General features: G+C 42.7%; 12 protein-coding genes. 6 read left to right on the top strand and 6 right to left on the bottom strand.

From position 1 onward, the window contains the following. Positions 1–79 precede the first annotated feature (79 nt). The gene (locus OCV30_RS22500; protein ID WP_065678883.1) at positions 80–1,345 is read left to right on the top strand and encodes an HD-GYP domain-containing protein; all 1,266 of its coding nucleotides are present in this window, start codon (positions 80–82) and stop codon (positions 1,343–1,345) included. A gap of 156 nt (positions 1,346–1,501) precedes the next feature. On the opposite strand, the gene OCV30_RS22495 is transcribed toward OCV30_RS22500, so the two are convergent. The 5 genes from OCV30_RS22495 to OCV30_RS22475 form a co-directional block, all read right to left on the bottom strand. Further along, positions 1,502–2,221, bottom strand: coding sequence for a DsbA family protein (locus tag OCV30_RS22495; protein WP_065678882.1), 720 nt, complete (start codon positions 2,219–2,221; stop codon positions 1,502–1,504). A gap of 122 nt (positions 2,222–2,343) precedes the next feature. Continuing rightward, a complete protein-coding gene (locus OCV30_RS22490) occupies positions 2,344–2,913 on the bottom strand; it encodes a protein disulfide oxidoreductase (protein ID WP_065678881.1) in 570 nt (189 codons plus the stop codon). A gap of 3 nt (positions 2,914–2,916) precedes the next feature. Next, the gene (locus OCV30_RS22485; RefSeq protein WP_065678906.1) at positions 2,917–4,980 is read right to left on the bottom strand and encodes a protein-disulfide reductase DsbD family protein; all 2,064 of its coding nucleotides are present in this window, start codon (positions 4,978–4,980) and stop codon (positions 2,917–2,919) included. A gap of 95 nt (positions 4,981–5,075) precedes the next feature. After that, positions 5,076–5,552, bottom strand: coding sequence for a hypothetical protein (locus OCV30_RS22480; RefSeq protein WP_167351947.1), 477 nt, complete (start codon positions 5,550–5,552; stop codon positions 5,076–5,078). A 297-nt stretch (positions 5,553–5,849) separates the two neighbouring features. Next, positions 5,850–6,098, bottom strand: coding sequence for a hypothetical protein (locus tag OCV30_RS22475; protein ID WP_009844760.1), 249 nt, complete (start codon positions 6,096–6,098; stop codon positions 5,850–5,852). Positions 6,099–6,350: 252 nt separating this feature from the next. Between OCV30_RS22475 and OCV30_RS22470 the strand changes: the two genes are divergently transcribed. Next, positions 6,351–7,955 carry a mechanosensitive ion channel family protein gene (locus tag OCV30_RS22470; RefSeq protein WP_065678880.1) on the top strand — a complete coding sequence of 535 codons (1,605 nt, stop codon included), beginning with the start codon at positions 6,351–6,353 and terminating at the stop codon, positions 7,953–7,955. Positions 7,956–8,135: 180 nt separating this feature from the next. Continuing rightward, positions 8,136–8,969, top strand: a complete 834-nt coding sequence (locus tag OCV30_RS22465; protein WP_065678879.1) for a RecX family transcriptional regulator — start codon at positions 8,136–8,138, stop codon at positions 8,967–8,969. A 110-nt stretch (positions 8,970–9,079) separates the two neighbouring features. Here the strand turns inward: OCV30_RS22465 and OCV30_RS22460 are convergent, their stop codons facing one another. Further along, on the bottom strand, positions 9,080–9,874 hold the full coding sequence (locus OCV30_RS22460) for a response regulator transcription factor (RefSeq protein ID WP_009844763.1): 795 nt from the start codon (positions 9,872–9,874) through the stop codon (positions 9,080–9,082). A gap of 304 nt (positions 9,875–10,178) precedes the next feature. Between OCV30_RS22460 and OCV30_RS22455 the strand changes: the two genes are divergently transcribed. From OCV30_RS22455 to OCV30_RS22445, 3 genes are all read left to right on the top strand, one after another. Then, on the top strand, positions 10,179–11,051 hold the full coding sequence (locus OCV30_RS22455) for a DUF3187 family protein (protein ID WP_065678878.1): 873 nt from the start codon (positions 10,179–10,181) through the stop codon (positions 11,049–11,051). Positions 11,052–11,207: 156 nt separating this feature from the next. After that, complete coding sequence (locus OCV30_RS22450; RefSeq protein ID WP_009844765.1) at positions 11,208–12,248, top strand: porin family protein; 1,041 nt, start codon at positions 11,208–11,210, stop codon at positions 12,246–12,248. A gap of 172 nt (positions 12,249–12,420) precedes the next feature. Next, on the top strand, positions 12,421–12,732 hold the full coding sequence (locus OCV30_RS22445; RefSeq protein ID WP_065678905.1) for a hypothetical protein: 312 nt from the start codon (positions 12,421–12,423) through the stop codon (positions 12,730–12,732). Positions 12,733–12,760 lie beyond the last annotated feature (28 nt).

Genomic DNA, 12,760 nt, shown 5'->3' with positions numbered 1-12,760 from the left:
TCACGGGTATGATCGTTAGTCATGCATTAGTATTAGCAGCCTAAATATATAAAATATATAAAAATACTAGGCTTAAGTAATGAATCAACATTGCCAAGAGGTAACCGTAGACCTAAGAAAGGCTCTATTTGGTATTGCTAAGGCGCTTGATAACGTCGGTTTTGAAAGCAAAAACCATGGACAGAGGGTGGGTTACATCGCGTATCGATGTGCTCTGAGCGTGGGGTGGGAAGAGGAGCAGGCACAGCTCGCATTTTCGTTAGGGCTAATTCACGACTGCGGAGTGTCGCAAATAGACGAGCAACGTCGACTGAATTCGGGGTTTGTTCCCGACTCGACTTATTACCATTGTCAAAAGGGCTACCAAATTTTAAAGGAGTGCCCTGTTCTTTCTATATTCGCTAAGCCAGTTCTTTATCATCATACCCCTTGGTTAGATCTAAAGACTATGAATATCAGTGAATTAGAAAAGGAACTGGCTGCAGTTGTGATGCTTGCTGACAGAGTTGACTATCTATATGGCATAACAGCTTCTGATCGTTATGGGAACCTAACCCCAGACGGTAAAGCGAGCATTATTGGACGTTTGACTGAGCAAGCGGATGAGATGTTCGAAACCAATCTTGTACAGCACATGTGTGAGTTGGTTGATCTGGATGATTTTTGGTTCTCGATGGAGACCCCTTACATCGAGGATATGAGAGATAACTTTGAACCTGTGCCCTTTTTCTCTCAGCAAATGTCGCTGGATGAGACAGTCGCCTTTGCCGAGTTTATTGCTAATGTCGTTGATACGAAAAGCTCGTTCACTTTCAAGCACTCGTTGAAGGTCGGGCAACTTTCTGAATATCTAGCTAAACAACTTGGTTATTCACACACAACGCAGAGAAAGCTCTATTTAGCTGGTTTAGTTCACGATATTGGCAAACTGCAAACCCCTGGTGACATTCTTCATAAGCCAGATTTGCTCACTGACGAAGAATACTGTTGTATTAAACGCCATGCGACAGATACTCGATTCGCGCTGCAGGAGTTATTTAGTTCGCCTCAGGTGTGTCAGTGGGCTTCCGATCACCATGAAAGGTTAGATGGTTCAGGCTATCCGATGGGTAAAACGGCTGAAGATTTAGATCAACCCAGTAGAATTGTTGCTGTAGTCGATGTATTTCAAGCATTAACCCAGTCTCGCCCTTATCGTAAAGGTATGACACTGGAAGAAACTCTAGCGATATTAACGGACCAAGTTGATAGTTATAAGTTGGATCGAGAAGTGTTTGAATGCCTTAGAAAGCACGCAGAGTACTGCTTTGAACTATCGACGGATAAAAGAATGTACGCGTTTTAACTTCGATTGTTTTTAGGGTTCAACTCACCTTTAAATCTAGATTGAAGGTAAACGGATTATCTACTTTATTCAAACAATGAAAAAGCCGACTGCGAGTTACGCTAGTCGGCTTTTTATTCTCTTTTCTTTCGAATCTTTATCTCTATCTAAACTTGATTAAAAAGCATCATCCACGATGTCTTTTAGTCGATCGTAAGGTACATAGCCCGGTAGAACCTGATCATTCATCATCATTGTTGGCGTGCCTGTTAAACCCAGAGCGCTAAAGGTTTGATGGTTAGTGGTTAGAACCTGGTTTTGTTCTCGAGTTGTTTTTAGTTCCGCTTCTGTGCCTGTCTTCTTGGCTACGGCTTCTAGTGAGCTTTTCGAGTGAATACCACTTTTTGCCATCAGCAGTCTGTTGACTTCAGGGAAGGCTGCTGGGTTATCTTTCCACACTTTCATCGCGTATAGAGCCGCATTGGTATCAAGGCCATCTACTTGTTGCTGCTTAAATGACAAGTACACGTTGATCACTTTAATGTCGCTGTTTTCAGAGGCTAATTGAACCAAGCCTTTTTCCAAGCGCTTACAGTAAGGGCAGTTGTAGTCAGTAAAGTTAACGATTACTGATTTTCCGTCAGGGTTGCCCGTGATTGGATGAGCGTCATTGTTATACAACCAGTCGTGACTCTCAGCTTGAGCTTTCTTTGCTTGCGCTTGGCCCGCGACATACTGCTCTAAACTGGTATGCAGCCCTGAAATCGTAGAAGGGTTATCCTTCAGGAACTGGTTAATTTCTTCGAGTTGCTGGGTTTGTTCTGTGCTTAACTCAGCGAAGGCACTTGTGCTCATTAGTGAGCCTAAAATCAGTGTGCTAATCAGATGTTTTTTCATGTTGTTTTTCTCTAGTTCTTGATAATCGTGAGCACGTTTTGGGTCGCGCTCACGGTATTATTGTTTGTTAAATTGGCTTTAATCGGTTCATTTGCTCTGCTCTGTCTTTCTTAGTGAGCGAGTTATGCAAAGTAGGTTCTTAACCACAGCCCGATAGGGGAAGTAACGCCGGTTGCGATACTGCTAATCTTTCCATCTTTGATGATGACAATACTTGGCGTGACATTGACTCCCCAACTTCTGCTGATCGATCCAGAGAGATCATTGATAACAGGGAAGTCATACTCTTTGGCGTCTAAGAAGCGCTGAACACGTTCGTCTGGGCCAGATGAAAGTGCTACAGAAACTACTTGATGGGAGTCGCTGAAGCTATTAACCGTCGGGCTCACCAATTTGCACGCGCTACACCAAGTCGCCCAAAAATAGACAATAACGGGCTTACCGCTTTTGCTTAGCTCGATAACATCAATATCGTCACCTTGGATCGACTGACCTACGATTGGTATCGCGTCTCCTTGAGGCATGCTTCTGCTGTGGTAAAAATCCATGGCAAACGAAACCACGCCAACGATCAGTATCATTGAAACGAGTTCCTTTCCCCACTTCTTAAGACGGCTTGGCTTTTTGGTTTCAGCCTTTACAGCATTGTCTTCAGCTGAGCTAGGCCTTTGTTCATTGTTGGGCGTCTTCATCAATTATCTCGCAGCGTCGATGGCTTGAATAACAGTGTCACTGTCTAGAATCACGGGTAATGGAATACCATTTTTATAGCTCGGGCCATAAACGATATTAAATGGCACACCAAATCGCCCATTACTTTGTAAGTATTGAGTGACACTTTCACTTGGTGTTGTCCAATCGCCTTTCATCAAAACAATGTCTTCTTGTTGCAGGTGGCTGTAGACAGGGTCTTGAAGAATGACGCCAATTTTGTTGGCTTTACAGGTGATGCACCATTCCGCAGTCACGTCGACAAAGACGGTTTTTCCTTCCTCGACCAACTGAGGGATTTGTTTCGCATCCAGTTTCTGCCAATCAAGGTTATCGACAATTGGCGTTGCCCAGTTATCAGCGGTAACACTACCGACGATCAATGCAGCACCAAATACCAAGGTGGTGGTTGCCATGATAGGAATCAGTACCTTGCGCCCTAATTTCATGCCAATCCAAATTAGCACTGAAACGACGATAAACAGTGACAACAAGATGGTTGGGAACTTGCCAATGAATGGGCTCAGTAGGCTTGTTAACCACAGACTGGTGATGAACATCATTAAGCCGAATACCAACTTAACTTTGAACATCCACGCGCCAGGTTTTGGTAGCAATTTAGTTAGGCTTGGGAATAACGCGAAGATCAACCAAGGTGCGCTCATACCAATGCCGAGTGCGATAAAGATAGCCCACAACTCTTGGTAACTTGCGCCCAGAGCATAAGCCACTGCGGTTCCTAGGAATGGAGCACTGCAAGGCGTCGCCAATAGTGTCGCAAACATGCCTTGGATAAAGTGACCGGAATGTGAGTCGTCGCCTTTGGTTGCCATCCAAGTGTTTAAGCCTGACGGAAGTCTGAATTCGAATAGACCGAGTAGGTTAACTGAGAACAGTAGGGTAATGATCAGCATGAACCCGATGAACCAAACATTTTGGAACTGGATTCCCCAACCAATCGCATTGCCACCCATTTTTAGAACGGTCATGCCTAGAGCTAACAGCGCAAACGAAGTGATAACACCTGCAGCAGACGCTAGGAATGAGAGTCGGATGTGGCGGTTTGAAGCACCTTGGTTCTGAATGATGCTGTTTAGCTTCATCCCTAACACGGGTAGAACACACGGCATGATGTTGAGGATTAAACCGCCCACTAACGCAAAGCCAAGCATTACTAGAAAGCTGTTGTTGCTTGTTTGGTAAGCTATCGGGTCTGACCCAACTTGTGCGGTCATCTCTTCGGCAAAGTTAGTATCTGAAACGGTAATACTCACTGTGCGATCCGTTAAGTCGACCTCGCCGATCCAGTTACTCACATCGAATACTGCGGTCATTGTATTGTCTGTGATGTGGACGGTTGGTGGAGAGAAGAAGTCATCAAGCACTTCTTGTCCATCAATCAATACCATCGGTTTATCCCAGCCTTCCTTACTTGTTAGCTGAGTCACAAGTTGTTGTTTGCTTTTATCCCAGAACAGGCCGTTCACTGAAGTGCGGTTAGCTTCTCGTGGGGATTGGCTCATGCCTTGATTGAACAAGAACATCGCTTCTTCATCGAGCTCTAATGTTTGCGGATCAATCTTCAGTTCGATGTCGTAATCGGTTAATACACAGATATTGGTGCACGACGGAAAGGTGAACGACGCCTTGAACAGTGCTGGCTTCGTGTTGTCTTTCAGTGTCAACGTAACGGGAAAGCTGACGTGCTTTTTGTAGCCTAACGTCATCACATCCAGTTGTTCGTAGTACTTAGGGATCGGCCAGTGCCACTCTACCGACTCTATGTTTGTTGAGCCAGACCAGTCCCAACTTGGCGGAATACCACCTTCGCCGGGGCTACGCCAATAGGTTTTCCAATCGCCGTCGAGAACGACATCCAGCACGGTTTGAATCTTAGAACCGTCGTCCGATTGTTCACCCGTCGACATCATTCGCATCTTGACTGGTGGATGTTCAGGCACGCTGAGCCAGCCCGTCGCCTGTGCCAAAGCTGTAAATGACGTCATAACCAAAAGGGCAGTGACTAGCGTTTTCGCGCATGTACGCATGCAGAATGCCAACGAATCGACAAACTTAGTTAGTAGTGTGTTGTACACAAATGTATCTCCAAAAAATAAATAAAAGGGTGTAGTAGCCCGGTTATTTACTCTCTAAATATACAGTGCTTTAGATGTAAGCGGTGTTTTGTAGGTCGAGTAGAGCGATGGTTATCTCTAGACAATCTCGATATGTGCGGTGATAGGCTGTACGCAACGGCAATAAACAGGATAAAAGGAATCAGCCAACCTGTTTTAGGTGTCGCGAAGGTGAGCATTTTTGAGCTTAGGCTGCACGCGCTAGAGTTTGGTCCTGACAAAGCTTTAGAAGCTTCTGAACCAAAAACGCTGGCATAGAGCTCAGACATTTTATCGAAAGATGCGACGATTGCTTGTGGGTGGCTGGTTTCTGCACCGACAAGTATTGATTGTCCAATTAAGGAAGCTGAAGAAGTTACTTTGTTTGTAGAAAGCGTACTCGCCAGACAGGTTACGATAACCAGTCCGGTAAGGAACAGCGCCCAAAGCGAATGCTTTTGTCGGCGGTTCTGTGTGGATAAGAAAAGTAATGGTGTATTCAGCAAATCAGTCAGTAATCGAATCAGTTAGTCGTTAGTCGCTCAAGCGAGCTCGTTGAATTGTGGCTAGCTTAAATAAGTTCTCTTCGAGTCACAAGTCATGAAATTGTTAAAGTGAAACGATGCATAAACACCAACTCACGCGAATACGACATTGAGTTCTAGATAAAGTTCACAACAACTGGAAGTTATCGCTAATTTATCCTGTATAGAATGCTCTATTCATTATCAGGAGATACAAAAAAGCCCAACAGATCGCTGATGGACGTATTGGGCTTTAACCATTGGTGCTATTGGAAAGGTTTAGTGAGAACGGCGAGGACCGTTGCGCACAAGGTCTTTACCATTTTCAAAGATTTCTTTAGTGATCCAGCGAGCGAGTAAAACCTTGTGACTGCTGTTGAATACTGCAACGAAATGACGACCATCAGAATTATTGGTGGCCATACCTACGCCTTCAACGTCTTCAAGACCTAAGCCCCCTGCTTCTACTGAAATTAGGAATTGCTCCAGCTCTTCTAGAGACTCAATAACATCAAGTTCGTTGTTCATTTTTATGCTCTTTTGCTGTGAGCCAACATAGGATTTAAGGCGATTTAGTACATGCACCTAAATGACGATATTGGCTGTTGTTCTTTGTTGGTTGCGTACTCTACAGGTCATAAGAGGGGATTGGAACTCTCAAATATTAGATACAGGCTGATAATTTTCAAAGTTTTAACACAACATACGTTTAAATGCTTGTTATCCATCTTCTTTTTACTACTATTTATAGGGTCAATTTAGACAATAATAGGAATTAGTATGATGAAGGTTTGGCGTTGTCTATTGTTAATGTTGGCGTTTGTCGCATTTGGAAGTTTTGCGCAAAGCGTCGATAAAATAGCAGAAGTACAAGACCAGCTAATGCTGGACCTCGCTACATTAGAAACAGCGCACGATGCTGAAAAGCCGTTTCTAGAAGACATATTGCGAAGAAAGAACCAAGCACTACGCAAAGAGATATCCTCCCAATTATCATCTGATAAGAAGCAAGGCTTAGACGCTGTCCTTGCCCAGCAAGTAGAGCTTTTACAGCATTTACTGTCATTGAACGAAGTTAAAATTGTCTCTATGAGCAAAGACAACCGTTCGGCTGAAGGGGATGCAAAAAAGCGTCTTGAATTGTTGATTCAAAAACGTATCGGAATGATGGATGACTACTATCAGCAACTTTCTAAGACCTTAAGTTGGTCAAAAGATCGAGGCGTTGATGTATCGGCTGCGGAAAGTCAGTTAAAAACCGCACTAGTTTCTCGTTCGCAATATCTGACAAATGCGATTCTCTACACAGACACGCAGCGTCAAGATTTAGAGCGCCGTTTGTCTTTTGTTAGTGAAGAAGAAAAGGCGACGATAAAAACTGAATTAATACGTTTCAGAGAACGAACCAGCGTTATGGTTGCCAGCTTAGAAAACACGATCTCGTTGATGGAACCGTTTGGGGTAGATATAACGTCATATAAGCGCATTCTGTTAGCGACCACTGGTGATATAAATGCTGATGTATTGGATATTGATGTTGCGTTAGATTTATTGGATGGTTGGTTACGTTCGTTCAGCTCATGGGCTTTTGAAAACACCCCTTCTTTTATCGTTAAACTCGCGCTTTTCCTCGGTATTTTGTATGTAACTCGCCTTATTGCTAATGTGGCTCGTAAAACCGTTCGTAAGAGTGTTTCGCACTCTAAAATGGACTTCAGTGTATTGATGCAGGACTTCTTTGTATCAATTGCATCTAAAGCGGTCGTGTTTGTTGGTTTGCTGATCGCCCTGTCTCAAATAGGGATTGAGCTAGCACCACTATTAACGGGTTTCGGTGTTGCGGGTGTCATCATTGGTTTTGCATTGCAAGATACGCTGTCTAACTTTGCATCGGGCTTGATGATCTTGATCTACCGCCCATATGATGTGGGAGATATGGTTAAAGTCGCTGGCGTGCAAGGTACAGTAAAAGACATGAGCTTAGTGTCGACGACCATTCAAACCATCGATAACCAACGCTTGGTGATCCCAAACAACAAGATCTGGGGTGACGTGATCAACAACATCACAGCAGAGCGTGTGAGACGTGTTGATATGGTTTTTGGTATCGGTTACTCAGATGATATCGATAAAGCAAAATCGGTATTGAACGACATCATTCTTGCTCACCCTCTAGTGTTGAAAAAACCAGAGCATATGATCAAGCTTCACACCTTGAATACGTCTTCAGTTGATTTTGTTGTAAGACCTTGGGTTAAGACAGATGACTACTGGGAAGTGTATTGGGATGTGACGGAAACCGTGAAGAAACGCTTCGATGAAGAGGGCATCACGATTCCATTCCCTCAACGTGATGTACATGTTTACAATCACGAAGAGAGCTAATCTAAAAAAACTAAGTACGGCTTAAGGTCGATTTCTACTTAATGTGATATCAAATGGACGCTGAATAAGCGTCCATTTTTATTGGCTGCCATTTATATTGAGCTTCACTCTTTTAGGTAACTCAACCATCTTAGAATTAAGTTATGATGAGGTAGGCTTAGTTTGGACAGTTGAAATCGAATGGATGATTCACAGCAAAAAACGAATGGTAGAAATACAACGGTAAGAAAAGCGACGCGAATTGAAAGTGTTATGAACTCTGCGATGTGGCATTTAACTCAGCGAGATATGACGGAAAGCGAGTTGATTGCGAAGCTCAAAGTGAAAACCGATAATCAAGAGTGGATTGATGAAACTCTAGGAACTCTGAAAGGCTTTGGGTATCTCAAGTCTGACCAAGTGTTTGCAGAACAATTTGTGGAACAAGCGTTCTCGGGTGAATTTGGTTCTCGATATATTGTCGAAAAACTGAAAAAGAAAGGCCTGACGGACTCAGTGATTTCTGATGCGATTCATAAAGTGTCATTCGAAAAGTCTATTGATGAACAAACTATCTTGATAGACCGAATCAACCATTACTACACAAGCTTTACCATGAGTCGTGAAAAGCTGGTTGCGACGCTGCAAAAGCGTGGCTTTAGCTATCAACAAGTTAAGGTAGCGATTGATCAGCACCCACAAGCGCATGAACTGAAGAGTAATATTCAAATTAAGGCCGAGAAAGCCGACTTGGAAAAAGAGGTGCTTAAGTATGCTCGTAAAGGCAAAGGCTTGACTGCTATTCAGCAAGAGCTTAGACAACGACAAATAGACACGAGCGAACTATCATCGTTAGTCGATCGGTTAATTAACGAAGAGCAACTGGATTTTTACTCTTCGTGTTTAGAACAACTACAAAAGAAATCTTATGACCTCAACGATCACAAAGAGCGCTCAAAGGCTTACGCTATGCTAAGTCGAAAAGGCTTTTCGTCGGATGAAATTAAATTTGCTCTGAGTGAAGGTAACGAGTAGCCAGTGTCCTTAAACCAAGAAATATAGAACTTTCATAAATACAGCCCCTTCAGATATAAAGAGCTAAAGGTCATCGAACACAGAATGATTTACAGGGTCAATAGATTGTTTTAACGCGTTGTGTGCAGGTTTTCTGTAATACCTAACCCATTACGCAACGCGAACTGAAGGAGGTCATTGTGGTTGTTCAAATCGAGCAATCCAAGCATTCTGTACTTATGCGATTCTATAGTTCGAGAGCTTAGATGGAGCTGTTCCGCACACTCTTTTGCACTTAGGCCTTGAGCAATAAGTGCCAACACTTTGGTCTGCTTCTTGGTGAGTAAGAGTAATTTGTCACTGTCATCTTCTAGCCGATTCTCATTTTGCTTTAATGTTCTGGCTAGCGTTGAGTGCTGCCAATAACAGAGCCAAAGCTCACAGACTAATTTTAAGCGCTGGATGTCTTCAAGATCGAAAGTGGTATCGTTGTCGTGAAAGTTAGTAAAAGACAGTGCTCCCCAGCGTTGGTTAAAGAGTTGCAAAGGAATGATGCAGTGCCATCGGCCCCCTTCTTTGTATAACTGCTTTAATACGTAATTCTGAGTGTTCTCGAGGTCGTCTTTCGAAAACGCGAGATAAGTTTTTTTGGTCTTTAGCAGCTTTAAATAATCAAGATAGTTGCCACCAATGAGATTCTGTTTATTGACCGGGGGTATGTTCGCTTTCGATACTGAACAAGTCTTTCCGTCTTCCAGTAAGACCATTGAGTTAGGGTAGAGTGTTAAACGATCCATCCCGAACCAATCGAGTACGTCAAAGCTCGCCTCTGACCAGGTGGTTTGAAAACACTGAGGATCGCTATTGATGAGAGTCGTCGATTGCTTCATCAACAATTGTTCAAAATTTAGGTTAGTAGCCGACATACCTTTCCTCTATCAATATATTCATCAGGTTAATATCCCGAAGACTATGCGTTCGTAAAGCACAGTGCAAGATAAGATGTTTACATTTTCGAGAGGTTCTAATTTTCGTTTTTTTATAACTCTTTAATCTAAATGTTAGGATGATAAGCGGTAGATCTACTGCATTAATTGAACGGTGTTTTTTAATAAAATCGGGCATTTATAGAACCGAGTAAACACTGTGATAAGTTTAAGGGCGTTACTGAGTATTTCAGTCTCGATACTGACTTTTTTTCATCCTACTGCAAGCGCGAACGCATCCCCAATGTTTGTCTATGCGCAGTCACCTATTCATTCAAATGTGCTTTCAACACAACTTCGTTCTGCTCAGCCCAAAAGGGTGGGGACTATTGAGTTCAAGTCCTCTTATACCCAAGCAAGTATATGGGCACACACGAGTGCGTATTCGCTCGACTATTATCAAAACCAGTCAAATATTGCGATTGAGTGGCAAGCATCTCCAATTTGGAAAACCGAGCTGGATTATCGAGTTGTGACTGCAAAAGATAATGGACTTGATAGTTTTGTGATGGGCTTTCATGACCTATTTAATATCGGCCAAAATGGTCGGGATGAAGTGGCTGAAGATCAGTTCACCATGGATTTTAATCATGCAGGGGTTCATGTGTCTGATTTTGAGGGGGATGATTTAACCAATGCGCTGACTTTTTACAATGAGCTTCTGTTGCATTCTAGAGGGCCGATGTCGCTCTCTGCTGGTGGCTCTTTATTTTACAACAACGTAAAAAGTGGCCGGTTTGCCAGAACTAGCTTCGAACAAGGCGTCCAACTTAACTACAGCTTTATCACCTTAAGGCATAACTTTTTTTCAACGGTAGGTTTGGTTCACCGTAACGGTGATGACTACTTAGTTAGTTTAGAGGGGTTCAGCGCAAGTTGGGCATTAGGGTATGAGTATATGTTTAATGCTCGGCACAGTTTGTTAGTTGAGTCTTTAAATTATCAAGGGTGGGCAACGGATGAACCAGATTTCTCAAAGCCGTCTAATGAAGTGGTGCTCGGTTATAGGTACCACTTCAATAGGTTTAGTTTAGAAGCCTTGATGACAGAGAATATTCGCAATATGGATAACAGCACCGATATCGGCTTTACTCTGGGATTACGTTTTTCAATATAAACGACACATTAATATATTCTTATTTCATGAAATTCACCGAAGCTATAAAATTTTCAGTAAATTTACGGTATATCAATAACCTGTTTTTTTGAACAATAGCACCACTCCGAAAGGCCTGACTAACAAGCCAACATAAATATATAGGTAGTGGTTATTATGAAAAAGACATTAGTAGCACTTGCGATTGCAAGCATTTCAAGTTCAGCTTTCGCTGTAAATACAAGCAGCCAAAACAGCCAAAATGAAGACATGTTCGCATTTGATTCAATGCATAAAGATCAATTCTCAGTATCTGGTGCTATGGGTGTTGGCGGTTACTACGACACTGGTTCTAAAGCATTCTACGATGACTGGGCTACAGGCCTAACACTTGCAGTAAACTACCGTAACAACCGTATTGTTGGTTACTTCGAAACTGACCTGATGGTGAACTACACGACAGACAATAACGTTTCAGCGAATGATTCAGTTAACTACAAGTGGACAAATGGCATCGATACTGGCCCTGCTGCGGATGTAGACAAAGCTTGGCTTGGTTTTGATACTGGTTTCGGTATCGCTTCATTCGGTTGGGAAAATGATACAGCACTAGATAAAGTTGACGGTGCTGGTGATAACACTTACGAGTTTGGTGCTTCTGCTGGTGATGCTTCTGACGGCTTCAATGTTGTTAAATTCCAAGGTGCAACAAGCGGTATCGCTTACGGTATCTCTTACTTCGAAACGAAAGATTCTCGTAACAATGATAAGTTCGACAAAGGTGTGAACGGCTACATCGGTCTAGAGCAAGAAGTATTCAACCTATACGCAGGTTACGAAAACCGTGATTACGAAGCTAATTACGAAGTTTACACGGTAACTGGTAACGTAAAAATTGGTGACCTAACACTAGGTATGAACTCTTGGATTGATGACGCAGATTCTGAGAAAGACACGGGTTACTACGTTTCAGGTGGTTACGCGGTATCTGAAGACCTAACAATTGCAGCCGGTTACGCCTCTAACAGCAATGAACTTGATGGCCAAGCTGACGTAGATGCTTCTTACATCAACATCGCGGCAATGTACCGTATTGCAGACAACGCTGACATGGGTATTGATATCAAACAAGATATTGATGGTGCACGCATGGGTTCAACTAGCGCACAGTACGACGAAGAAACACACGTATTCGCAGCAGCTTACTACTACTTCTAAGCTCTTAATAGCTTAATAGCTTTGAGAGCTTAAGAACTTTAAATCTGATTGCTATGGTGTGTCGCATGCCCGGTGGTTACACCATGTTCTCTTCTTTTTGCCGTTTAAGTATCCAACCGATATGTGGTTTGGCACTCAGTGTTATGAGTGGAATGATAATCTGGAGAATGTAATGGTTAAGAGCATTACTGCCAAGGGTGTTATTTACGGAAATGACACTCTGTTTACATGTAAACAGAATCGAAATGGATTATTTGAACTGGCGCGTAAACATGGAAGAGTTGCAGGTACTCGCCCGCAAGATCTCAAGAACAAGGTTTATGCTGAATCTCTTGATGAAGCTTGGAATTTACTCAAAACAGAAAAGTTTTATATTGTTTTGACAGGGCAGATATGTGGTATTCATAGGAAATCACTAAGAAGCCTTGATTCTGTCGACATTATTTTTGATGTTCAATCTCGTTTAAATTGTGTCACTGTGTAGGGCCGATGCTGTAAATAAAAAGGACGAT

This window comes from Vibrio atlanticus (assembly GCF_024347315.1).
GTDB lineage: Bacteria > Pseudomonadota > Gammaproteobacteria > Enterobacterales > Vibrionaceae > Vibrio > Vibrio atlanticus.
The sequence above is the reverse complement of the archived record's forward strand: the minus strand, read 5'-3'. Positions and strand labels throughout refer to the sequence as shown.

Coding starts and splice junctions, on each gene's coding strand:
- OCV30_RS22490 (WP_065678881.1), bottom strand. CDS start 2,913: ATGAAGACGCCCAACAATGAACAAAGGCCTAGCTCAGCTGAAGACAAT.
- OCV30_RS22470 (WP_065678880.1), top strand. CDS start 6,351: ATGATGAAGGTTTGGCGTTGTCTATTGTTAATGTTGGCGTTTGTCGCA.
- OCV30_RS22460 (WP_009844763.1), bottom strand. CDS start 9,874: ATGTCGGCTACTAACCTAAATTTTGAACAATTGTTGATGAAGCAATCG.
- OCV30_RS22485 (WP_065678906.1), bottom strand. CDS start 4,980: ATGCGTACATGCGCGAAAACGCTAGTCACTGCCCTTTTGGTTATGACG.
- OCV30_RS22500 (WP_065678883.1), top strand. CDS start 80: ATGAATCAACATTGCCAAGAGGTAACCGTAGACCTAAGAAAGGCTCTA.
- OCV30_RS22475 (WP_009844760.1), bottom strand. CDS start 6,098: ATGAACAACGAACTTGATGTTATTGAGTCTCTAGAAGAGCTGGAGCAA.
- OCV30_RS22450 (WP_009844765.1), top strand. CDS start 11,208: ATGAAAAAGACATTAGTAGCACTTGCGATTGCAAGCATTTCAAGTTCA.
- OCV30_RS22465 (WP_065678879.1), top strand. CDS start 8,136: ATGGATGATTCACAGCAAAAAACGAATGGTAGAAATACAACGGTAAGA.
- OCV30_RS22455 (WP_065678878.1), top strand. CDS start 10,179: ATGTTTGTCTATGCGCAGTCACCTATTCATTCAAATGTGCTTTCAACA.
- OCV30_RS22445 (WP_065678905.1), top strand. CDS start 12,421: ATGGTTAAGAGCATTACTGCCAAGGGTGTTATTTACGGAAATGACACT.
- OCV30_RS22495 (WP_065678882.1), bottom strand. CDS start 2,221: ATGAAAAAACATCTGATTAGCACACTGATTTTAGGCTCACTAATGAGC.